This window comes from Rhodococcus sp. 06-1460-1B, from assembly GCF_002258475.1.
Taxonomy (GTDB): domain Bacteria; phylum Actinomycetota; class Actinomycetes; order Mycobacteriales; family Mycobacteriaceae; genus Rhodococcoides; species Rhodococcoides fascians.
On sequence record NZ_NOYS01000019.1, the window covers coordinates 364807 to 387646 of the forward strand.

The following is a 22840-nucleotide window of genomic DNA, read 5'->3' on the forward strand; positions in this document are numbered from 1 at the left end:
ACGTTCGAGCACCAGAATACCGCTACAACCGGGAACTCACCAGGTTTCGTCCAAGAAAACAGACCGAACGTTGGTCTATGTCACGTCCGACTGGATGAAGTTCAGATACGCCTTCGACGGAGTGGGACCACGCTGCCCCTGGTACTTGGAGCCCACCGCGGCGCTGCCGTACGGATTCTCCGAGGGCGACGACAGCCGGAACAGACACAGCTGCCCGATCTTCATTCCCGGCCACAGCGTGATCGGGAGGTTGGCGACGTTGGACAACTCCAACGTGATGTGACCGCTGAATCCGGGGTCGATGAATCCTGCCGTCGAGTGCGTGAGCAGTCCCAGCCGGCCCAGAGAGCTCTTCCCCTCCAGTCGACCCGCCAGATAATCCGGCAACGTCGTCAGTTCGAGAGTGGAACCGAGGACGAATTCCCCCGGATGAAGAACGAACGGCTCACCCGCTCGTGGCTCCACCAACGTCGTCAGCTCGTCCTGCTGCTGGGACGGATCGATGTGGGTGTACCGGGTGTTGTTGAACACCCGGAACAGCTTGTCGAGTCGCACATCGACGCTCGACGGCTGCACCATCGACGGATCGAAGGGATCGATCGCCAGGTTGCCCAGGGTCACTTCGGCACGAATGTCACGGTCGGAGAGCAGCACCACTGCAGGTTACTGGTCCTCACGGGCCTTACGCGAAGCACCCGAGTGACCACTTCCACAGGTACGGGCGGACCGAACAGTCGGACAATCGATCGGTCACACCTCTCACATTCGGTGACACTCCCTCAGGAAGAGCCCAATGCGCATTCGAATCGACGTTCCTTCGTACTTCGATCATCCCTCCCAGTGCCACATTCTGGCCACGACTCCCACCCGAAGTCCCGCTTTGTGGACGCAATTTCTCGACGGTGCCGAAGAAAGCTATCGACGCCACGACGTGACACCAGCGCTCGAGATATCGGCAATTCGCGACGGCGGGACCACCGCATTGTTCTTCGCCGCTCTCGACCGAACCGGAACGATCCTCGGCGGCGTTCGCGTTCAGGGGCCGTATTCTTCGGCCGATCAATCACACGCACTCGTCGAATTCGCCGCGCATCCCGAGGGCCGACATCGCGTTCGCGCGATGCTCGACAGCCGCATCGAGGACGGGGTCGTCGAGATCAAGTCGGCGTGGGTTGCCCCGGGAGCACCCCGCGGCCGCGCCGTCACCACCATGATCGCGCAGTCACCGGCGTACAGCACAGCACTGCTGGGCGCTCGTTACGCGCTGGCCACTGCCGCCTCCCACGTCCGCGCCGCGTGGCTGCGCACCGGAGCAGCGATCGCAACGCACATCGAACCGGTGCCCTACCCCGACGACCGATACCGAACCGAGGTGTTCTGGTGGGACCGAACGACTCTCGCGTTCGATGCCGAACTCGAGACGTGGCGGCGCATGAAACGCAACACGGTCTCGCTGCTCGCGCAGCACGGCACGTCGAAGAACCTGCACTCGGCGGTGGCGTCGTGACGATTCCGATCACTGCCGAATACAGCTGGCAGCCTGTGATATTCGACGAGACGGTCGCCACACAGCGAGCCGCCTTGGACGAGCTACGGGGTGACACCTCGATCACCGTTCTCGACGAACGCGCCACCCAGCGAGCCGGACTGCATGCATTGTTGCCGAGCCCTGAGCAGAGCCTTCTCGACGAAAGCGACAGGTGGGTCTATTTCCCGTGGCGTAATACCGTCGTCGCCGTTCTCGGTCCGAATTCGTATCGGCACCTCCGACTGGACCGAAACAGAAACAAGATAACGCTCGAGGAACAGCAGAAATTGGGAGATCTCACGATCGGCGTCATCGGCTTGAGCGTCGGACACGCCATTGCGCACACTCTCGCACTCGAGGGAATCTGCGGAACTCTTCGCCTCGCGGATTTCGACGAGATAGAACTGTCGAACCTCAACAGGATTCCGGCGTCGATCATCGATCTGGGTGTCAACAAAGCGATCGTCGCCGCCCGGCGAATCGCCGAAATAGATCCCTACCTGACGGTGGAGGTCTTCCGGAACGGGATCGACGAGACCACGATCGACGAGTTCTTCGACGGACTCGACCTGCTCGTCGAGGAATGCGACTCCCTCGACATCAAGGTCCGGGCACGAGAGGCGGCCAGGTCGCGTCGAATCCCCGTACTGATGGAGACCTCCGATCGAGGTCTGCTGGACGTCGAGCGATTCGACCTCGAACCACAGCGCCCGGTGTTTCACGGCGTACTCGGCGACATCGAGTCCGCCGGTCTGCACGGACTCGGAACCCGCGACAAGATTCCCATCGTGCTCGATCAGCTCGACGCCTCCCTGCTCTCGGCTCGGATGGCGGCCTCGATGGTGGAGGTGGGCGAAACGATCGAGACGTGGCCCCAGTTGGGCGGCGACGTCCAACTCGGCGGTGCGACCATCGCCGCGGCGGTCCGACGCTTCGGGACCGGAGCGCACCTACCGTCCGGACGTATCCGCATCGATCTCGAGGTGCACCTCGACGGGCTGAACTCGCCGGCCCCCACCCGCAGACAGGTCTCGGGTGATGCGGCCGGTCCGCTGAGCGTGGATTCCCGTGACTCGATACTCGAAGCAGCACGCCGAGCGCCTTCCGGTGGAAACAGTCAGCCGTGGACCTTCTCCTCGAACGGCCGGACCTTCCGGGTCGACGTCGATCGATCCCGAACGTCCACCCTCGATATCGCGTACCGCGGCAGCTTCGTCGCTGTGGGCGCAGCCGGATTCAACGCGCGCGTGGCCGCCACCGCACAGGGCATGCTCGCCGGCATCGAGATCACCGACGAGGCGGTCGAGCTGTCGTTGCGCGACGGTACCGCCGGGCCGATCACCGATCGGCGCCTCCTCGACGCCGTGCTCACCCGATCCACGGACCGAGAGCTCGGGTCACCGTCGACGCTGGACGATGCGGTGGTCGCCGATCTCGTTGCGGCCGCAGCCGCCGAAGGCGGACGTGCCGTGCTGTTGACGACGCGCGAGTCCATCACCGCGGCAGCAGACATTCTCGCGGCCGCCGATCGGATTCGGTATCTCACGCCGCATCTGCACCGAGAGATGTTCTCCGAACTGCGCTGGGCAGGCGATCCGGACCCGGATCGGGGCATCGACGTCGCCAGCCTCGGCATAGACGCCGCAGACCTGTCCACGCTGGACATCATCGGGCGGCCCGACGTCATGGCGCTCGTGTCTGCCTGGAACGCAGGCGCTGCCCTGGCCACCGACATGCGCGATCGGGTATCGGCGAGCTCCGCGCTCGCGGTGATCGTGGTGCCCGGATCGACTCCGGCGCATTACATCCGGGGTGGATTTGCAACGGAGAACGTTTGGGTGACTTCACATCTGCACGCACTGGCAGTTCAACCCGTATCACCACCGTTCCTCTACGCGCGCACGATGGACGAGCACCGAGAATTGTCTCCGACCCACGCAGAGACGTTGCAGCAGTTGAACTTCGAGCTGCGGACGTTGGCGGAACTGGACGAGGCCGAGTCGATCGCTCTGGTGTTGCGGCTCGGCACTGCGCCACGAGGCGCGATATACAGTCGCAGAGTCGCGGTTTCGGCGTCCTTACCGGGGTAGAGTCCGGCATAGACCAGGGGGAACAGTCCTGCACTGCGTCTACAGGAGCGGTTCACGAGACCGCGTCGACGAGAGGCGGGAGTAGGGCCCTGGAGAACAGTCGGACACTCGAGGTCCTCGTCACCGGCGTCGCCACCGAACTCATGGGCGTCGACGCGGCGACGGTGCGAGAAGCATACCTGTCGGTACTGCGTCAGCTCGTGGACTACCTCGGCATCGATTTCAGCTTTCTCCGGCACCACGATTTCGATGCCCGGGCAACCAGACTCACCGCGGAATGGCCACCGCGCCTCAGCGTGCCCGATCCCGACCCCCTGGCCGTCGTCTACTTCGACGAGGCCGACTCGGTCTTCGCGATGGCCGAAACACTGTCCGAACCGGCAGTGTTTCGGCCCGACCCGGAGCAGGAGGACTATCGCCGACGCGTCGAGACCGCCTCGGGATTGAGCGCCACCTCGATGGCCGTCGTGCCGCTGCTGCACTCCGAACGCACCACCGGGATTCTGGGCTTCATCAAAGTGGGAGACCGAAGTTGGTCCCAAGCAGAACTGAACGCCCTCAAAGCAATTGCTGCTCTGCTGTCGCAGTTGCAGGCGCGAGTCAGTGCCGAGGAACAGATCAGGTTCTCGGCCTTGCACGACGGTCTCACCTCACTCCCGAACCGCACCGCACTCACGCAGCACCTCCGTGACCGACTCGATCCGTCGATGCCCGGTCCGGTGGCGGTGTTGCACATCGACCTGGACCGCACCAAGGCGCTGAACGACTTTCTCGGACACCTCGCCGGCGACCAGTATCTCCAGGCTGTCGCCGAACGCCTGCAGGCGTTCGTCGACGAATCGGCGAGTCTCGCGGCCCGCCTGAGCGGCGACGAGTTCGTCGTGGTCCTGGCTGGCCCGTGCTCGCACCGCGTCGCCACCGACCGTGCCCGCACGATCGCCGAGTCGATACAGGCACCGGTCACTCTCGGTGTCGAGAGAATCGGTCGCAGCGCCAGCATCGGAATCGCCTTCGGCGAGCCCGGCACCCACACCGCCGACTCTCTGCTCCGGCAAGCAGGGCAAGCCGCTCTGGTGGCCAAGCGTGCTGGTGGACACCACATCTCGCTGTTCACCGACGAGATGCACGCGCAATCCGAACTCCGCAACGACGTCGAGATCCATCTGCGTGACGCCATTGCAGGCGACTCGCTGACGTTGCACTTCCAGCCCGAGGTCGACCTCGTCACCGGGCGCATCACTGCGGTGGAGGCACTGGTTCGGTGGCGTCACCCCACCCGCGGGCTGCTACCACCGTCCGCCTTCATTCCAGTGGCGGAGGAGACGAACCTCGCCGGCGAGCTCGGTCGGTGGGTTCTCGACCACGCGTGCCGGACCTTGGCTGCGTGGCAACGGGACATCCCCGGCCTCGACATCGTGATGCGCGTGAACATCTCGCCCGTACAGCTGGTCACCACCGGCTTTGCGGCCACCGTGGCGAGCGCCCTCGAGGAATTCTCGATCGCGGGCTGCAACCTGTGCCTGGAGATCACCGAAGTGGCCGTCGTACAGGATCTTTCGCGTACTCGAGTGACGCTCCGAGAACTGCGGGACCTCGGCGTGCAGGTGGCGATCGACGACTTCGGTACCGGATACAGCTCGCTGTCACACCTCAAGGAACTGCCCGTCGACGCGCTCAAGATCGACCGCGCGTTCGTCACCGACCTCGGATCGGGAGCGACCGACGACCTCGCGATCGTCCAGTCGATCATCGGGCTCGCGCACGCCTTCGGCCTGAGCATCATCGCCGAGGGCGTCGAAACCGAGAGTGCCAGGAGCACATTGGTGGCCTTGGGCTGCACCCGCGCTCAGGGCTACCTCTTCTCCGAACCGGTGCCGGCCGAGGACGCCCAGGCCCTGCTGCACGGTGTACGCATCGACGTCGGGCCACCCTGCTAATCTGGACGCCGCACCACACGCCGGTGTAGTTCATTGGTAGAACGCGACCTTCCCAAGGTTGAGAGGCGGGTTCGATTCCCGTCACCGGCTCCACGTTCCCCTTGTCGGCGGTAAACCCGTCTTTCGATCGATCCCTGCGTCTGCACCCTCGCCGTCACCGGTAGCTCGGTCGGCAATCGGCATGCGACACAATAATCGCTACAGAACTATTATTGTGACTTTTATGCGTTCATGTCCGAATTCGTAGGGACATTTCACAACTGCAGGAATACCGTGTGGTCATGCGCGGACCACGCCGAAGTCTGATTCTTCTCGTCGTCGCACTCACCGCTGCACTGTCGGTCTTGTCGACCCGAGCGGCACCACTCGCACATGCCGGCCCGCTCATGCCCATCGCAGCTGCACCGCCGCAACCCGACCACGCCGATGCCATTCGGTACGCGTCGACCAACCGCGACGCCGCCCCGCCCGGGGCCAACGACATGAGCTGCGTGCCCTCTGCCGAGCACCCCAATCCTGTCGTTCTCGTCCACGGCACCGACGCCACCGCCTACTCCGATTGGGCCGGCTTCTCCCCCATCCTGCAGGCCGCGGGCTTCTGCGTCTTCGCGATCAACTACGGCGCGTCGCCGGACGGTAAGTCCAACGGCTACGGAGTCATCGAAGACAGTGCAGCACAACTGAAATCGATGACGGCAACCATCCTCGACGCGACCGGTGCCGCGGCGGTGGACGTGGTGGGCTACTCGCAGGGTGCTGCCGTCGCCCGATACTTCGTCAACCGGCTCGGCGGGGCCGATGTCGTCGACCGATGGGTGGGAATCGCGTCACCGACCTACGGCGGCACCATGTACGGAGTCGCCCCCGTCGTCCAGGCCGTGCCCGGCGCGACCGGTCTGGTAGCCGACGAATTCGGCCCGGGCCTCGCCCAGCTGATGGCCGGATCGGACTTTCTCGAAAACCTCAACGCCGGCGGCGACACCGTCCCCGGCGTCGACTACACCTCGATCGCCACCAAGGTCGACGAGGTCATTCAGCCGTATACCAATGCGCTGCTGCGAGATCCGGGAGCGCACAACATCGTGATCCAGGACGTGTGCCCCGACACCGAGGTCGCCCACTTCACCTTCACCTACGACCCGACCGCGCTGCGTCTGGCGCTCAACGCACTCGACCCCGCGAATGCCCGTCAGCCGTCCTGCGTTCCGGTACCCCTGGGAACGGGAATCCTCGACGTCGTGCTGGCCAGCCACTGACCCGTCAGGTCAGTAGCTGATGGGCTCGAAGCCCGACATAGAGTTCGGCGGCCTGCACGGGATCACGGAAGTCGCGACCGGTGAGTTCGGCGATACGCCGCAATCGGTACAACACCGTATTGCGGTGGTAGTGCAGCTGTTCCGCGGCATCCTTGGTGGAGCCACCGCACGAGAACCACGCATCGAGAGTGGCGAGCAGACTCGTCCGCTCGGCGCGGGGCAACGCCAACAGATCGCCGAGAATCTGACGGGCCGCGATACGGCCGGATTTCGGGTCGCGCGCGAGCAGTAACGGCACCGGTACCGAGTCGTAGCGCACCGGCGTCGACGGCACAGAATCGGGAAAGCTGCACGACCGGGCCAGACGGGCTTGCCCCACGGCGTCACCGATTCCCGACGGCGACCGGAACACCGAACTGACGCCGATCCGCCCCGGGCACAGTTCTCCGAAAGTGGCCAGTGCCGTATCGATGTCGGATTCCCGAGCGGCACAGAATAATCCGATGCTGCCGTCCACCTCGGCATCCCACACCGACTCGGTACCCGCGGCCCGCAACCGAGCGACGACGCCTTCGATACCGAGTCCCGTCGACGAGGGTTCCTGGGAAACCACCGCAAAAAAGCCGCGATCCGGAATTCGGAACGCACGCAGGGCATCCGCCGCCGCGGCCGGATTCGCGGCATGATCGGCGAACAGCACCCGAATCAGCCGGCCGCGAGCTTCGGCGCTCTCGCGGGCTCGCATGTCGGCGCTCTCTCGATACGCCTCGGCCGCCTCGTCGGAATACACGTCGACCAATGCCCACACCTGCGCCGCCATGTCCAGCAGCGCGTGGCTGGCCCGGCCGTGCGAACGCACCATCAACTCGTCCCAGACCAGCCGACCACCGAGCCGGAACGCGTGCAGCAATGCCGCCAGCGGCACACCTTGCTCGGCCTTGAGCCTGCCCGCCTGCTGCGCCGACTCGAGCCGAACCGGCGCACGCCCGGACAGCTTGCCCAACATCGAGGCCAGATTGCTGCGAGACGCTTCGTGGAGTTGATCCGCGGTGAGCAGCGTCGCCTCCAGATAGGCGTGCTCGGCTCCCAGGATGCGCCGGACCAGTTCGCTCGCCAGCTCGTCGACGTCGTCGAGCATCGCCGCCGCCAGCTCGGTCGGTGACGGATGCAGAGCGGACTCGGTGGTGGTCATGACTGAACCATAGCCCGGCCGATGTAAGCCACACCACACCCAAACTGTGCGACGGCACAATCCGCTGCGCTCGATTGACAGCGGCGGCCCATAGCCTGCCGCCCCGAATGCGACCAGAATCACACTCGAAGCCGTGTATCCGAACGACGAGTGGAGACGAAAAGTTGACCAGCGAAGTCACCCCGCATCTGGAGCCTGTACCGACGAACGGACCGGACGCCTCCCTGGCGGTCGATACCGCTCTTGCCGACCTCGACGCAGGCGAGCAGACCTGGGGCAGGCTCGGCCTGGCCGACCGCCGGGCACTGCTCGAGCGCATGCACGCCCTCACCACGACGCACGCGCAGGAATGGGTGACCGCCGCCGCGTCGGTCAAAGGCCTCGACCCCTCGTCCAACCTGCTCGGTGAGGAATGGCTTTCCGGCCCGTACTCGCTTCTCGGCGGTCTCGGCACGCTCGCGCACACCCTCTCGGCGCTCGAGGCAGGCGGCAGCCCGCTGGCCGGAGCGAAGTTCGGAACAGCCCCGGGCGGACGAACGACCGTATCGGTGTTGCCGCTCAACAACTTCGAGAAGCTACTGCTCAACGGGTTCAGTGCCGAGGTGTGGCTCCGGCCCGGAATCGACCGTGCCACCGCACAGCGCACCGCAGGCCTCGCCCAACTCGACCCGACGCGCACCGCGGGCGTCGGCGTCGTCCTGGGCGCGGGCAACATCACCTCGATCGCCCCGCTCGACGCCCTGTACGAACTGATCGCCTTCAACCGCGTCGTCGCGCTCAAGCTCAACCCCATCATGGACCCACTGCTGCCGGTCTTCGAGAAGATCCTCGCCCCATTGGTGGACATCGGCGCGCTGCGTCTGCTCACCGGTGGAGCCGACGTCGGCACCTACCTGGTCAACCACGATCGCGTCGACCACGTCCACATGACGGGCAGCGCAATCACCCACGACGCCATCGTCTTCGGCCCGGGACCCGACGGTGCCGCCCGTAAGGCGGCGAACCGGCCGATGCTGACCAAGGAGATCTCCAGTGAACTCGGTGGCGTCTCGCCCACCATCGTGTTGCCGGGCGAGTGGAGCCGCGCGGACATCGAGTTCCAAGCCGAACACGTAGCCACCCAGCGACTGCACAACAGCGGATACAACTGTGTCGCTTCGCAGGTCGTCGTGCTGTCCTCGGAATGGAAGCAGCGCGACGAGTTCATCGCAGCCCTGCGCGCCGCACTCGACCGGGCACCGGCCCGCGCCCCCTACTACCCGGGCAGCGACAGACGAGTGTCCGACGCCACCGCCACGTACCCGTCGGCCGAACGGCTCGGCGACGGCGGTGGCCGGGTGCTCATCACCGACCTCGATCCCGGCGAGTACGCACCGCTCCTGCAGACCGAGTACTTCGCACCCGTGATGGGCGTCATCGAGTTGCCCTACACCGGAGCAGCATTCGCCGCCAAGGCCGTCCAGACGGCCAACGAGGAGTTCACCGGCACCCTCGGCATCAACATCATCGGCACGCCGAGCACCATCAAGGAACTCGGTGAGAAGTTCGACTCCATGCTTGCAGACCTGCGGTACGGCACCATCGCCGTCAATGCCTGGACCGCCCTCGGATTCCTCACCGCATCGGCCACCTGGGGCGCGTTCCCCGGCCACACCGTCGACGATGTGCAGAGCGGAATCGGCATCGTGCACAACGCATTACTGATCGACGGTGCCGAACGGACCGTGGTGCGCGGACCCTTCCGCCCACTGTCGAGGTCGCTGATCAGCGGAGAGATGTCCATCTCCCCCAAGCCGCCGTGGTTCGTCACCAACAAAACCGCAGCATCGACCGGGAAACTGCTCACCGCGTTCGCCGGAGCACCGTCCTGGACCAAACTTCCGGCAATATTCGCCTCCGCCCTGCGCGGCTGAGCAGCGTCCAACGACAGCTGCCGACGAACCCGAAGGACAATCATGAGCACACAGAACACAACCGCCGACTACATCGTCGTGGGCGCGGGCTCGGCCGGCGCAGTGGTGGCCAACCGGCTCAGCGCCGATCCCCGCAACAGCGTGATCCTGCTCGAGGCAGGCCCGGAAGACAAGAACAAGTTCGCCCACATCCCCGCCGCGTTCTCCAAACTCTTTCGTACCGAGGTCGATTGGGACTACCTCACCGAACCGCAGCCGGGGCTACGCGACCGCAGCATCTACTGGCCGCGCGGCAAGATGCTCGGCGGCTCCTCGTCGATGAACGCCATGATGTGGGTACGCGGATTCGCCGCCGACTACGACGAGTGGGCGGCCAACTCCGACGACTCGTGGTCGTTCCGCAACCTCGTCGGATACTTCCGCAAGATCGAGAACATCGAGGGCACAACAGAACTGGACGCCGGAACCGGTGGGCCACTGATCGTGTCCCACCAGCGCAGCTCACGCCCGCTCACCTCGTCCTTCCTCTCCGCCGTCGAGGAAGCCGGCTACTCGGTGGAAACCCCCAACCTGCCCGAACCCACGGGCTTCAGCCGCACCATGGTCAACCAGAAACGCGGTGCCCGCTGGAGCACCGCCGACGCCTACCTTCGCCCGGCCAAGAAGCGCACCAACCTCACCGTCCTCACCGAGGCACAGGCCACCCGGGTTCTCTTCGAGGGCAGCGCCGCCGTCGGCGTCGAATACACCTCCGACGGCGTCACCCATACGGTGCGCGCACACAAGGAAGTCGTTCTGTCCGGCGGAGCCATCAACACACCGCAGCTGCTGATGCTCTCCGGCATCGGAGACAAGGAGCAGCTCACAGCCCACGGCATCACCGTCAGGCACCACTCGCCGGACGTCGGGCAGAACCTCCTCGACCACCTGGCCGCCCTCATCGGGTGGAAGACCGAGAAGGACTCCCTGTTCCATGCCGAGAAGATTCCGGAGCTCATCAACTATCTCGCGCGCCGACGCGGCATGCTCACCTCCAACGTCGCGGAGGCATACGGCTTCATCCGGAGCCGTGAGGATCTGCCGCTGCCGGACCTCGAACTCATCTTCGGACCGGCCCCGTTCTTCGACGAAGGCCTGATCGCCGCCGACGCACACGCCGCGGTCATCGGCACCGTCCTGCTGCAACCCAAGAGCCGAGGCGAGATCACGCTCCGGTCCGCCGACCCCCTGGCCAAGCCCATCGTCGAGCCGCGTTACCTCAGCGACCCCGACGGAATGGACCGCAGGGCCATGATCGAGGGACTGCGCGTATGCGTCGCGCTGTCGGAGACCCCGTCCCTGAAGGGCCAGCTCGGGGACGTCGTACGCCCCAGGGTGGCGTCGAACATCTCCCCGGCGGATCTGCTCACCGAGGCCCTGGAGCAGAACGCCCACACTCTGTACCACCCGGTGGGCACCGCGCGGATGGGCAACGATGCCGGCAGCGTCGTCGATGCCGCGCTGCGGGTTCGGGGTGTCGACCGACTCCGGGTCGCCGACGCATCGATCATGCCCAGCATCATCCGCGGCCACACCCATGCACCGTCGGTGATCATCGGCGAACGAGCCGCGGATCTGATCCTGGGCTGAGCCGAACGTGAACATGTCTGGTTTGACCGTTCACACCGTGGGGTAACAGGTCGGCACCGCTTCAATGCAGGCATCGCGATGAAGACCCATCCGATCGGCAAGCAGCGCCGAATAACCCACAACGCTCGAGAGACGAGCACGGAAGGTTGACCGACATGTTCACTGTTCGTAAAGCTTTGGCCGCCACCGCAATCGGTGCACTCACCATCGTTCCGCTCGCCGCGTGCTCCAGCGACGACGCATCCAGCACCACCGACGCAGCCACCTCCTCGGAATCGTCGGCCATGGAGACCACCGAGAGCACCCCCGAGCCCGCAGCCGAGGTCGCCGACCTCAGCAACGGCGTCGACACCGCAGTTGCTCTCGACCCCGGCTTCCTGGGCGCACTGACCACCCTCGGCCTCACGCCGGGCGTAGTCGGAACCGCAACTCTCGCAGACGGTTCCATTCGCTTCCCGATCACCGGTGGCGACGTGAAGTACTGGGAGCCCGGCACGGTCGACCCCTACGTGCAGGGCGAGATCAACCACGACGGCAGCGGATTGTCGCTGACCGCAGGCGAGACCGTGGTCGAGCTGACCAACTTCGACATCGACCCGGGCACGTCGCTGCTCACCGGTGACGTCACGGTCAACGGCGAAGAGGCTGCTGCCGACGCCGTGCTGTTCGACCTCGACGGCCGCACCCTGCAGCCGTTGGCAACCGGCCCCGAGAACACCGCCATCCTGCAGGGCACGCAGGTGAAGATCTCGGAGACCGCAGCCGGACTGCTCAACGACACGTTCAAGACCGACGCTGTCACCCCGGGACTGCTCGTCGGCGTTGCGACCATCACGGTCAAGACCGCCGCATAATCAGCTCCTGAACCCGTGCGCGGGCAGTCACCGACGACGTCGGTGCTGCTCGCGCTCTGGTGCTTTCACAGACGTTTCGCAAAACGCGACAGGGGACCGGGAATGAGAGCCTTCCGACGGATATACGGTGGCCACCCTCTGCATGCCGTCGGCCTGCTGCTCTCTTTCGCGCTGGTCGGCTACGTCGTCCACATCGCCGGGCCGAAAACGTTGTGGAACAGCGACATCTGGTGGCATTCCATCGCCGTCTGGTTCTTCGGATCGGTACTGCTGCACGACGCGGTCCTGTTCCCGCTGTACTCGGCGGCCGATCGCCTTCTCACCGGGCTCGGACGACTACAGCTGACCGTCTCGCCCATCAACTACATTCGCGTCCCGGCTCTCGGCACAGCGCTGACGTTCTTGATGTTCTTCCCCGGAATACTGTCCCAGGGCGCGGAGACCTATCGTGCGGCAACAGGTTTGACCCAAGACCCCTTCTTGGAACGATGGCTGGTTCTGACAACGGTGTTGTTCGCCGCCAGCGCCGTCGTCTACTTCATTCGCTTCACCGTGGTACGGAGCCGAACATGAGCGTCACCGCAGACACCCTTTTCCACCGCGCCGCCGCTGGATTGCCCTGCTGGATCGGCGATTCCGACGGCTCGAGAGAACGTCTGCCCACGGCCCGCTGGATGGGCGGAAGCGCATCCTCGGAAGAGGATCGCCGAGCCGACCACGCCATGATCAGCCGATGTACCGGGTCCACCATCGATCTCGGATGCGGACCCGGCCGGCTGACCGAAGCTCTTGCCCGACGAGGACTCTCGGCGCTCGGCGTCGACACGTCCAAAGCTGCCGTCGACCTGACCATCGGCCGCGGCGGAAACGCCGTTCTCCGTGACCTGTTCGAGCCTCTGCCCGGCACCGGCACGTGGTCGTGTGTGCTGCTCGCCGACGGCAACATTGGCATCGGCGGGGATCCGGTGCGCCTGCTACGCCGAGCCGCCGATCTGCTGGCACCACACGGAGCCATCATCGCCGAGGTGGACGAACCGAGTGACTCCGGTATTCGGCACCGCACCGTTCGCTGGGAAACCGACACCATGGTCGGCGATTGGTTCGCCTGGTCGAGTGTCAGCGCCGACGCCACCGCCGACCTCGCCCGCGCCGCCGGCTTGCAGATGGTGGACGTGGCTCCGATCGACGGCCGTTGGTTCGCGCAGATGACTCCGGCTCCACTCACCAATTCGTGAACAGCAGATGATTGACGGCCAAGGCCCCGATCACCTGCAGCGCCAACCAGAATCGATGTGTTCGACGCGGCAGCACCGCCGGGGCGATCAACATCCACATCGCGAACGGCAGCCAGATTCGCTCCGTCTCCGCTTTGCTCAGCTGACTCAGATCGGCCATCACCACCGCCGCGAGGCCGCCGAGCACCAACAGGTTGATCGGCTGCACCCGCGCGGCGATGCGTGGGAAGGCCGCCGGCACAGCGACGCCGAGCGCGCAGAACAGTGCAGCGAAGTTCGCCCAGCCCCAGTACTCGAACGGACGATCCTTGGCGATGCCCTGGTAGTACCGCTCCTGCACCAGCTCGTACCCGTCGTACCACCAGAATCCGTACGCCGTGAAGATCCCCGCAACGAGCAGGGCACCGATCACCGCGCCGAGGAACGGCAGAACCTTTCGGCCCGCTATCAGCACCGCGACCGCCGGCAGACCCATCAACACCAGGCCGTAGTTCAAATAGATTCCGAATCCGAGAAGCACTCCCGCACCGATGGATGCGGGCCACAGCCAGCGCTTCGTCGAGACCGCCAGCAGCGCGATACCCCACGCCGCGACCCCGGCATAGAACGCGTCGGCGGAGACGGCGATCCAGATCGCTGCCGGTGCGATCGCCACGAACGGTGCTGCGCGCCTGGCCATGTCCTCGTCGCCCAGAACACCGAGCGTGAGAACCACGGCAACTGCGGCACTGGTTCCCACCAACACGCACAGCGTTGCCGCCCAGGCCCCGCCGCTCAGACCGAGACGGTCGAGCCAGACGAACGTCAGCAGCGCACCGGGCGGATGGCCCGAGACGTGAGTGGTCCACGAATCCGCCTGGTAATCCAGAATGCGCTCGGAGAATCCGCGCAGTGTCTCGGGGATGTCGGTGATGCCGGGCACCTCGTGCAGGTACTCGTCCGTCGAGGCCAATCGGTCGACGAACCCACGCTTCCAACCGTCGACCATCGCCAGCGCCATCGTCCACGCCGCCGACGCACCCCAGACGACGAACAACAGCCGCGTCCAGGACAGGCGTCGAGCCACGGTCGGTCCCCACAGCACGGTCGCCACCGCGATGAGGACGGCGAACGGCGTTCCCCATCCGACATGAACCTCACGAAAACCGAACAGCGGTGCGGCGTCGGCGAAATCGCGCACCTGCTGCGGTGTTCTGTTGATGATCGGGGTGACGATCTCGTTGCCCAGATACGGAACGACGAACGCGACGGCAACGAGCACGACGGCCAGCGCACCGGCGACGGCTTCTCTCCAGTAACGGATAGTGTTTTCTCCCTGCGGACTTGAAGACGAACACGGTTTCGGACCAGCATATCGACCGACGGTGATGGAGGATGGGTAGATGAACACGCAAGCGGGGTTACAGGCCGAGATCGCGGTGATCGGAGGCAGTGGCTTCTACTCGTTCTTCGCCGACGACGCCGAAGAGATCGAGCTGGACACGCCCTACGGATCACCGAGCGCACCGATCACCGTCGGGGAGGTGGAAGGACGACGAGTTGCCTTTCTACCTCGACACGGCCGCGCTCACGAATACTCGCCGCACACCCTGCCGTATCGGGCCAACATGTGGGCGCTGCGCATGCTCGGTGTCAGCCGCGTGTTCGCCCCGTGCGCCGTGGGATCGTTGGTGGCCGAATACGGTCCGGGAACCGTCGTGATTCCGGATCAACTCGTCGATCGGACGTCCGGCCGCACCCAGACCTACTTCGACAACGGCGGCATCCACGTCGAATTCGCCGATCCCTACTGCGCGGAGTTACGCAGCGCGGCCGTCCAGGGGTCCGCGGTCGACGGCGGTGTCATGGTGGTCGTCGAGGGTCCCCGGTTCTCCACTCGCGCCGAAAGCCAATGGTTCGCGCGCCAAGGTTGGACACTGGTGAACATGACCGGTCACCCCGAGGCCGTCCTGGCCCGCGAGCTCGAACTCTGTTACGCGCCGATAGCGTTGGTGACCGACCTCGACGCCGGGATCGAATCCGGTCAGGGAGTCAAAGCAGTGGACGTGTTCGCCGAATTCCAGAAGAACATCGAACCGCTCAAGGCGCTCGTCCGATCCGCGGTGCGCGACGCGCCGACCGGCGAGTGCCCGCACTGCCGGGTGCACGCCGGAGTCACACTGCCGGTCGAGCTGCCATGACTCGCGTACTGCTCACCGGCGCAGCCGGATTCATCGGGGGCCACATTCTCGACGCAGCGCGCGACACCGATCTGGAGATGGTCGCCGTCGACGCCATGTTGGGTTCCGCTCACGGACCCGGCGCGACAGCCGAGGGCATCACCGATCTGGATGTGCGAGACAAGGATTCACTCGTCGAAGCGTTACGCGGTGTGGATGTCGTGTGCCATCAGGCTGCTGTCGTCGGCGCAGGCGTCGACGCCGCGGACGCACCGGCATACGCCAGTCACAACGACTTCGGAACTGCAGTCCTGCTCGCGGCGATGTACGAGGCAGGGTGTTCCCGCCTGGTACTGGCATCGTCGATGGTGGTCTACGGCGAAGGGCGCTACCTCAATTCCTCCGGCGAGACCGTCGTGCCGCGACCGCGTACCCGAGCCGATCTGGACGCCGGGCTGTTCGACAACCGAGACCCTGCGTCCGGCGAGCCACTCGATTGGCTACTGGTCGAGGAGGATTCACCGCTGCAACCGCGCAGCACCTACGCAGCGAGCAAACTGGCGCAGGAGAACTACGCCTCCGCGTGGGCACTGTCGACCGGTGGTTCCGTCATCGCGCTGCGCTACCACAACGTGTACGGCCCGCACATGCCGCGCAACACCCCGTATTCCGGTGTGGCGGCAATGTTCCGGTCCTCGCTCGAACTCGGGAAGCCGCCCACGGTCTACGAGGACGGCAAGCAGGCCCGCGATTTCGTCCACGTGCACGACGTGGCAGCAGCGAACATCGCGTCCATCTCCGCCGAGCTGGACGGCTTCACCGCGCTCAACGTGTGCTCGGGTCATCCGATCACCATCGGGGAGGTGGCGTCCGTTCTCGCCGACGCGAGGGGTGGGCCAGCCCCCGAGGTCACCGGCCAGTACCGAGCCGGGGACGTACGGCACATCGTCGCCAGTCCACAGCGGGCAGAAGAGGTTCTGGGATTTCGCGCGCAGATCCTGCCGCAGGACGGTCTCACCGCGTTCGCCGACGCACCGTTGCGCGACGCCGAGGGAACGGGCCCACCCCGTGTCTGAGCCCGGATCTGTCACCGTCGTCATTCCCTGCATGAACGAAGCCGAATCGCTTCCGGCCGTGCTGGATTCGATCCCGCCGGGATATCGAACGATCGTCGTGGACAACAACTCGACCGACGCCACCGCCGCGGTGGCAGCCGCCCACGGCGCTGCAGTGGTAGCGGAAGCCGTCCCCGGATACGGAGCCGCCGTGCACGCGGGCGTCCTCGCCGCCGACACCGATATCGTCTGCGTGCTCGACGGAGACGGCTCGATGGACCCACGCGACCTACCCACCCTGGTGGCTGCGCTGGACAGCGCAGACCTGGCCGTCGGCCGTCGCCGGCCCGCCAAGGGAAGTTCCCCGCTGCACGCAAGAATCGGCAATGCCGTTCTGTCTCTTCGGCTTCGGACCAAGTACAAGTTGCCCGTACACGACCTCGGTGCCATCCGAGCGGTCCGCCGACAAGCACTACTCGACCTCGATGTCACCGACCGACGCTCCGGCTACCCGCTGCAACTACTCGTGCTCGCGGCCGAGGCCGGCTGGACCGTCGTCGAACACGACGTGGACTACCGGCCACGAACCGCAGGCACGTCCAAGGTCTCGGGCTCGGTCCGCGGCACCATCGTGGCCGTGCGCGACTTCTGGAAGGTGCTCTCGTGACCGTCACCGCCCTCGTCGTGGCCAAAGCACCCGTTCCAGGACTTGCCAAGACCCGTCTCGCTGCCACGATCGGCGACGCGGCCGCCGCCGAAGTAGCAGCCGCCGCACTGCTGGACACCCTCGACGCCGTCGCGGCAGCGGACGTCGACCACCGCGTCGTAGCCCTCACCGGCCATCTTCACGACGCGGCCCGCGCCGAGGAACTCACCCGAGCCCTCGCGTCGTTCACCGTGATCCCGCAGCGCGGCGACGGACTGGGCGAACGGCTGGCGAATGCGCACGCCGATGCCGCGCCCGCGGGTGCGGTACTTCAGATCGGAATGGACACCCCGCAGGTCACCGGGCGACTGCTCAGCGACGCAGCCGCGTTGCTGGCCGACACCGATCTACTCGGTGCCGCCGAGGACGGCGGTTGGTGGATCCTGGGTCTACGGAATCCTGCTCAGGCCCGAGCACTGCTGGACGTACCGATGTCTGCACCGTCGACGGGCGACGACACTCGGATGGCACTGACCGCTGCGGGTGCCGAGGTCACCATGGTGTCGCAATTGCGAGATGTGGATTTCGAGTCCGATCTCGATGTGGTGTCGAATATGTGCACACCGAACAGTCGCTTTCGCCGAGTCGTCGAACAATTACGCAAAACTCATTGATTTTTGTTTTCGAGAAGGACACGAAAAACACTCCGTCGGGTCTCTACATCTGTTGGGGAACAAGAAGCTTCACTTTGTCGCATTTGCCGGACCGCACGCGATGTATATCGAACAGCAACACTTCATAACCACCGTTTCACGGCGAATTCTCAGACATCAGTGCTACAAAGTGTCCATGACCGGGTTGCTGATAGGCGTAGTCGTCTGGATGGTGTGCGCTGCAATAGTCGCCACCGTCCTCGGCCGCGTCGCGCACCGAGGAGATTCCGAGGAACTCGGATCCACCATCGAGTGGAATATCGACGGTCTCGATCGCGAAGTTCAACACGAGAACTGACGGTCTCAGTCGACTCTATCGACCAATTCGATCAGAATTGCCGACGCTGCGGCCAACGTTTCCCGCTGCCGAGCCGACAACTCGTCCAACTGTTCGGCAAGAGCGATTTCGCGAGACGCCACCTCGTCGCGAGCAGTCGCAACGCCCGCCTCGGTCAACTGCAGCACCACCTGCCTGCCGTCGGTCGGGTGCGGCTCACGGACAATCAGGCCGGCCTCGACCAACTGATGCGACGACCGCGACACCGACGGCGGCTTGATTCGCTCCCGAGAAGCCAGTTCACCGGTCGTCATCGGACCCTCACGAAGCAACGTCGTCAGAATCGACAACTGAGCCACCGGCAACCGGTCGCTCGAATGCCGCAGACGCAGTCTCCGATTCAGCCGCATCGCACTGACGGACAGATCCCGCGCCAGTTGGGAATCGGGTAGATCACTCACGGTGTCCAGATTACGACACGGAGGTGCATTCGCCCGATTCGGGAAACCGGGCTCGAGTCTATTTACCTCGCCCATAACAAACCGCTGCTATGGTTCCGAGGGGTTATCGGGGAAACACCATGAAACGGGGCAATTTTGACACGCGTGGGATCCAGAGTCCTGACAGTCGCAGCACTGATGATGACCGCATCGGTGCTGGTCACAGGACCAACCGCCCTCGCCGACCCCAACGCGATCAACCCCATCGCCGGTCTCAACGGAACATTCGGATTACCGCAACTGCACGGCCGCGCACAGGCCGTCGCCCAGGTGACCGGAATGTCGAGCCCGAACATGACCCAAAACGTCAACATGATCGGCACCGACCTCGGCATCATGTGGGACAACGGCCGAGGCGAGGTCCTGACCGCCTTCGGCGACACCGCAGGCGTCGGCGTCCCCAACCTCCTGCAAGGCAGCCTCTGGTCCTGGCGCAGCAACGCCATCGTCCGCAGCAACGACCGAAACCTCGCCGACGGCATGAACTTCGACAGCGTCGTCAAGGACGCCGTCGGACAGACCAAAGAAGTCGTCCCCAGCCCCAAGATCCCCTTCGTCGAAATCAGCCGAATCCCCACCGCCGGAGTCGCCGTGGGCGACACCCAGTACCTCAACCTCATGTCGGTCAAGAACTGGGGACCCGCAGGTACCTGGGACACCAACTTCTCCGGCCTCGCCGCCTCGACCGACAACGGAGAGAACTGGGCCGCACTACCCGAGACCCACAGGCCCAGCGCCGGCGGAGATCGAAACTTCCAGCAAAGCGCCTACCTGAAGGACAACGGATACATCTACCAGTACGGCACACCGCCGGGTCGCTCCACACTCGGCCACGTCGCTCGCGTCAGAGAAGCGGACATCACGAGGCTCGGCGAATACGAATATTGGACGGGTAAGGATTGGAAGAAGGGCGATCCTGCTGCGGCCGCCCCCATCGTCGACGGCGTCGGCGAACTGTCGGTTGCATACAACGCCGCGGTGGGCCAGTACCTGATGATGACCACCGACAACGCCAATTCCATTGTGCTGCGGCGTTCTTCATCGCCCGTCGGACCGTGGAGCCCGCCCGAGGTACTGGTCGACACTCGTGAGATCAGCTCCATCTACGCCCCGTACATCCACCCGTTCTCGACGGGCCGCGACCTCTACTTCCTGGCGACGGTGTTCCAGAACTACAACGTGCTGTTGCTGCGGGCCACGCTGTAGCAGTTCCCATTAGGCTTCCGGCGTGGACGCTGCCGAATGGGATCGCAAGTACGAACGTCGAGAACTCGTCTACGGCGAGGCCCCGAATGCCACCTTGGTCGAAGTCGCGACGACAATCCCGCGCGGTCGAGCCCTCGATCTGGCGGCCGGCCAAGGCCGAAACGCCATCTGGCTCGCGACGCGCGGCTGGACCGTGGACGCCGTCGACTTCTCGTCGGTGGCATTGACGCGGGCGAGTCGAGTTGCCGAGTCGGCACCGCGGTCGGTGCGCGAACGCCTGACCTGGATACACGCCGATGTGACGAAGCTGGCAACCAAGCCCAATTATGACCTGGTGCTCATGTTCTACCTCCATTTACCTCCGGACGAGCGACGCCGAGCCGTATCGGCTGCGGTGTCGGCGTTGAAACCTGATGGAATCCTCATGATTCTCGGCCATCACTCGTCGAACATCACCGACGGTGTCGGCGGTCCACAGGAAGCCGAGATCCTGTACACACCAGAGGATCTGGCGGCGGACGTCGGGGACCGACTCACCGTCACCACGGCCGAGAACCGGTATCGAGACGTGACCGGCGGCACAGCGATCGACGCTCTATTACTGGCGAGTAGGTCCGCCCTTGGCAGCGGAACCGATCGGGGGTAATATCCGTTAAGTTACCGACGAGTAGCTAACTTGGGCGGTACTCACGAGACCGCACCACCGACTGGAGAGCGAACGAGCAATGGGCCATTACAAGAGCAACCTCCGGGACCTCGAATTCAATCTCTTCGAGCTGTTCGGACTCGACGAGACCCTCGAGGGCGACAACTTCGGCGACATGGACGGTGAAGTAGCCCGTGACATGCTGCGCGAGGTAGTACGCCTGGCCGAGGGCCCCCTGGCGGAATCCTTCGCGGACGCCGACCGCAACCCCCCGGTCTTCGATCCCGAGACCCACAGCCTGAAGCTGCCCGAATCCTTCAAGAAGTCCTACAAGGCCCTCGCCGACGGTGAGTGGTGGCGCGTCGGCCTCGACGAAGAGGTCGGCGGCATGGCAGCGCCTCGCAACCTCTTGTGGGGCATCAACGAGATGCTCCTCGGCTCGCAGCCCGCCGCCTTCATGTACTCCGCAGGCCCCGGCTTCGCAAACATCCTGTACCACAACGGAACCGACGAGCAGAAAGAATGGGCCAAGGTCGCCGTCGAGCGCCAGTGGGGTGCCACCATGGTCCTCACCGAGCCCGACGCCGGATCCGACGTCGGCGCAGGACGCACCAAGGCGATCAAGCAGGACGACGGCTCCTGGCACATCGAGGGCGTCAAGCGCTTCATCACCTCGGCCGTCTCCGACGACCTCTTCGAGAACATCTTCCACCTCGTGCTCGCCCGCCCCGAAGGTGCCGGACCGGGCACCAAGGGCCTGAGCCTGTTCTTCGTTCCGTCCATCCTCTTCGACTTCGAGAAGGGTGAACTGGGAGAGCGCAACGGTGCCTTCGTCACCGGCGTCGAGCACAAGATGGGCCTCAAGGCCTCCGCCACCTGTGAGCTCACCTTCGGTGGCCACGGCGTCCCCGCCAAGGGCTGGCTCGTCGGCGAGGTCCACAAGGGCATCGCGCAGATGTTCGACGTCATCGAGCACGCTCGAATGATGGTGGGCACCAAGGCAATCGGCACCCTCTCCACCGGCTACCTCAACGCACTCGAGTACGCCAAGGAACGCGTCCAGGGCGCAGACCTGACGCAGATGACCGACAAGACCGCACCGCGCGTCACCATCACGCACCACCCCGACGTGCGCCGCAGCCTCATGATGCAGAAGGCGTACTCCGAGGGCCTGCGCGCGGTGTACCTCTACACCGCCGCACACCAGGACCCGATCACCGCCAAGCAGGTCTCGGACGCCGACGAAGACATCGCCTACCGCGTCAACGATCTGCTGCTGCCCATCGTCAAGGGCGTCGGCTCGGAGATCGCCTACCAGGTGCTCGCCGAATCGCTGCAGACCTTCGGTGGCTCCGGCTTCCTGCAGGACTACCCCGTCGAGCAGTACATCCGCGACGCCAAGATCGACTCGCTGTACGAAGGCACCACCGCCATCCAGGCGCAGGACTTCTTCTTCCGCAAGATCGCACGCGACCGCGGCGTAGCCCTGGCTCACGTTGCCGGACAGATCAAGTCGTTCATCGACAGCGAAGCAGGCAACGGACGCCTCAAGGCCGAGCGCGCACTGCTCGCTACCGCCCTCGAGGACGTCCAGGCCATCGTTACCTCGATGACCCAGCACCTCATGGGCGCACAGGACCAGCCCACCGAGCTGTACAAGGTCGGCCTGGCATCGGTGCGTTTCCTCATGGGCTTCGGCGACCTGCTCATCGGCTGGCTGCTGCTGCGTCAGTCCGAAATCGCCATCGCCGCACTGGACAACGGCGCAGAGGGCAAGGACAAGGCGTTCTACGAGGGCAAGATCGCTGTGGCCTCGTTCTTCGCCAAGAACATCCTGCCGCAGCTCACCGCCACGCGCGCCATCCTCACCAACATCGACAACGACATCATGGAACTGGACGAAGCAGCATTCTGATTCCCTGAAACCTTCGACGGCCGCACCTGTTCACGGGTGCGGCCGTTGTTGTTTGTGCGCCGTCGGTCTCGCCTCGGCTGACGGCCTGC

21 protein-coding genes and 1 tRNA gene are annotated in these 22840 nt (G+C 64.9%); 18 read left to right on the forward strand and 4 right to left on the reverse strand.

What is annotated here, in order from left to right; all coding sequences use genetic code 11:
* Positions 1-75: 75 nt before the first annotated feature.
* Positions 76-654, reverse strand: a complete 579-nt coding sequence (dcd, locus tag CH268_RS09935) for a dCTP deaminase (protein ID WP_027495411.1) — start codon at positions 652-654, stop codon at positions 76-78.
* 139 nt (positions 655-793) lie between these two features.
* Between dcd and CH268_RS27880 the strand changes: the two genes are divergently transcribed.
* From CH268_RS27880 to CH268_RS09955, 5 genes are all read left to right on the forward strand, one after another.
* Positions 794-1507, forward strand: a complete 714-nt coding sequence (locus tag CH268_RS27880; protein WP_167326571.1) for a hypothetical protein — start codon at positions 794-796, stop codon at positions 1505-1507.
* The gene (locus tag CH268_RS09940) at positions 1504-3618 is read left to right on the forward strand and encodes an Rv1355c family protein (RefSeq protein WP_176457908.1); all 2115 of its coding nucleotides are present in this window, start codon (positions 1504-1506) and stop codon (positions 3616-3618) included. Before CH268_RS27880 ends, CH268_RS09940 begins: the two co-directional genes overlap by 4 nt.
* Positions 3619-3761: 143 nt before the next feature.
* Positions 3762-5555 carry a putative bifunctional diguanylate cyclase/phosphodiesterase gene (locus tag CH268_RS09945; protein WP_052067107.1) on the forward strand — a complete coding sequence of 598 codons (1794 nt, stop codon included), beginning with the start codon at positions 3762-3764 and terminating at the stop codon, positions 5553-5555.
* 19 nt (positions 5556-5574) lie between these two features.
* Positions 5575-5648, forward strand: a tRNA-Gly gene (locus tag CH268_RS09950).
* 188 nt (positions 5649-5836) lie between these two features.
* Positions 5837-6811 (forward strand): esterase/lipase family protein, encoded by a 975-nt coding sequence (locus tag CH268_RS09955; RefSeq protein ID WP_094663862.1) that lies wholly within the window; start codon positions 5837-5839, stop codon positions 6809-6811.
* Between the two features lie 4 nt (positions 6812-6815).
* Here CH268_RS09955 and CH268_RS09960 read toward each other — a convergent pair whose 3' ends face one another.
* Positions 6816-8003, reverse strand: coding sequence for a PucR family transcriptional regulator (locus CH268_RS09960; protein WP_032367074.1), 1188 nt, complete (start codon positions 8001-8003; stop codon positions 6816-6818).
* A 224-nt stretch (positions 8004-8227) separates the two neighbouring features.
* On the opposite strand from CH268_RS09960, the gene CH268_RS09965 reads away from it, so the two are divergent.
* The 5 genes from CH268_RS09965 (at position 8228) to CH268_RS09985 (ending at position 13634) form a co-directional block, all read left to right on the forward strand.
* Positions 8228-9916, forward strand: a complete 1689-nt coding sequence (locus CH268_RS09965; protein WP_255182346.1) for an aldehyde dehydrogenase family protein — start codon at positions 8228-8230, stop codon at positions 9914-9916.
* Positions 9917-9958: 42 nt separating this feature from the next.
* The gene (locus CH268_RS09970; RefSeq protein ID WP_094663659.1) at positions 9959-11545 is read left to right on the forward strand and encodes a GMC family oxidoreductase; all 1587 of its coding nucleotides are present in this window, start codon (positions 9959-9961) and stop codon (positions 11543-11545) included.
* A gap of 155 nt (positions 11546-11700) precedes the next feature.
* Positions 11701-12399, forward strand: a complete 699-nt coding sequence (locus tag CH268_RS09975) for a hypothetical protein (RefSeq protein WP_032367076.1) — start codon at positions 11701-11703, stop codon at positions 12397-12399.
* Positions 12400-12501: 102 nt separating this feature from the next.
* Positions 12502-12972: a hypothetical protein gene (locus CH268_RS09980; protein ID WP_027495403.1), complete on the forward strand. Its 471-nt coding sequence runs from the start codon at positions 12502-12504 to the stop codon at positions 12970-12972.
* The gene (locus CH268_RS09985) at positions 12969-13634 is read left to right on the forward strand and encodes a methyltransferase domain-containing protein (protein ID WP_032367078.1); all 666 of its coding nucleotides are present in this window, start codon (positions 12969-12971) and stop codon (positions 13632-13634) included. Before CH268_RS09980 ends, CH268_RS09985 begins: the two co-directional genes overlap by 4 nt.
* Here the strand turns inward: CH268_RS09985 and CH268_RS09990 are convergent.
* On the reverse strand, positions 13621-14904 hold the full coding sequence (locus CH268_RS09990) for a hypothetical protein (protein WP_255182347.1): 1284 nt from the start codon (positions 14902-14904) through the stop codon (positions 13621-13623). The two genes, CH268_RS09985 and CH268_RS09990, sit on opposite strands and share 14 nt — an antisense overlap.
* A 112-nt stretch (positions 14905-15016) precedes the next feature.
* On the opposite strand from CH268_RS09990, the gene CH268_RS09995 reads away from it, so the two are divergent.
* From CH268_RS09995 to CH268_RS27885, 5 genes are all read left to right on the forward strand, one after another.
* On the forward strand, positions 15017-15814 hold the full coding sequence (locus CH268_RS09995) for an S-methyl-5'-thioadenosine phosphorylase (protein WP_032369478.1): 798 nt from the start codon (positions 15017-15019) through the stop codon (positions 15812-15814).
* Complete coding sequence (locus CH268_RS10000; RefSeq protein WP_094663661.1) at positions 15811-16869, forward strand: NAD-dependent epimerase/dehydratase family protein; 1059 nt, start codon at positions 15811-15813, stop codon at positions 16867-16869. The genes CH268_RS09995 and CH268_RS10000 overlap by 4 nt, the downstream gene beginning before the upstream one ends.
* Positions 16862-17515 carry a glycosyltransferase family 2 protein gene (locus CH268_RS10005; protein ID WP_094663663.1) on the forward strand — a complete coding sequence of 218 codons (654 nt, stop codon included), beginning with the start codon at positions 16862-16864 and terminating at the stop codon, positions 17513-17515. The genes CH268_RS10000 and CH268_RS10005 overlap by 8 nt, the downstream gene beginning before the upstream one ends.
* Complete coding sequence (locus CH268_RS10010; RefSeq protein ID WP_094663665.1) at positions 17512-18168, forward strand: TIGR04282 family arsenosugar biosynthesis glycosyltransferase; 657 nt, start codon at positions 17512-17514, stop codon at positions 18166-18168. Before CH268_RS10005 ends, CH268_RS10010 begins: the two co-directional genes overlap by 4 nt.
* A gap of 175 nt (positions 18169-18343) precedes the next feature.
* Positions 18344-18505, forward strand: coding sequence for a hypothetical protein (locus CH268_RS27885; RefSeq protein ID WP_167328661.1), 162 nt, complete (start codon positions 18344-18346; stop codon positions 18503-18505).
* A 5-nt stretch (positions 18506-18510) separates the two neighbouring features.
* On the opposite strand, the gene CH268_RS10015 is transcribed toward CH268_RS27885, so the two are convergent.
* Positions 18511-18945 carry a MarR family winged helix-turn-helix transcriptional regulator gene (locus tag CH268_RS10015; RefSeq protein ID WP_032367083.1) on the reverse strand — a complete coding sequence of 145 codons (435 nt, stop codon included), beginning with the start codon at positions 18943-18945 and terminating at the stop codon, positions 18511-18513.
* A gap of 177 nt (positions 18946-19122) precedes the next feature.
* Between CH268_RS10015 and CH268_RS10020 the strand changes: the two genes are divergently transcribed.
* From CH268_RS10020 to CH268_RS10030, 3 genes are all read left to right on the forward strand, one after another.
* The gene (locus tag CH268_RS10020) at positions 19123-20190 is read left to right on the forward strand and encodes a DUF4185 domain-containing protein (RefSeq protein ID WP_094663866.1); all 1068 of its coding nucleotides are present in this window, start codon (positions 19123-19125) and stop codon (positions 20188-20190) included.
* Between the two features lie 22 nt (positions 20191-20212).
* The gene (locus tag CH268_RS10025) at positions 20213-20836 is read left to right on the forward strand and encodes a class I SAM-dependent methyltransferase (protein ID WP_094663667.1); all 624 of its coding nucleotides are present in this window, start codon (positions 20213-20215) and stop codon (positions 20834-20836) included.
* A 79-nt stretch (positions 20837-20915) separates the two neighbouring features.
* The gene (locus CH268_RS10030) at positions 20916-22751 is read left to right on the forward strand and encodes an acyl-CoA dehydrogenase (RefSeq protein ID WP_027495393.1); all 1836 of its coding nucleotides are present in this window, start codon (positions 20916-20918) and stop codon (positions 22749-22751) included.
* Positions 22752-22840 lie beyond the last annotated feature (89 nt).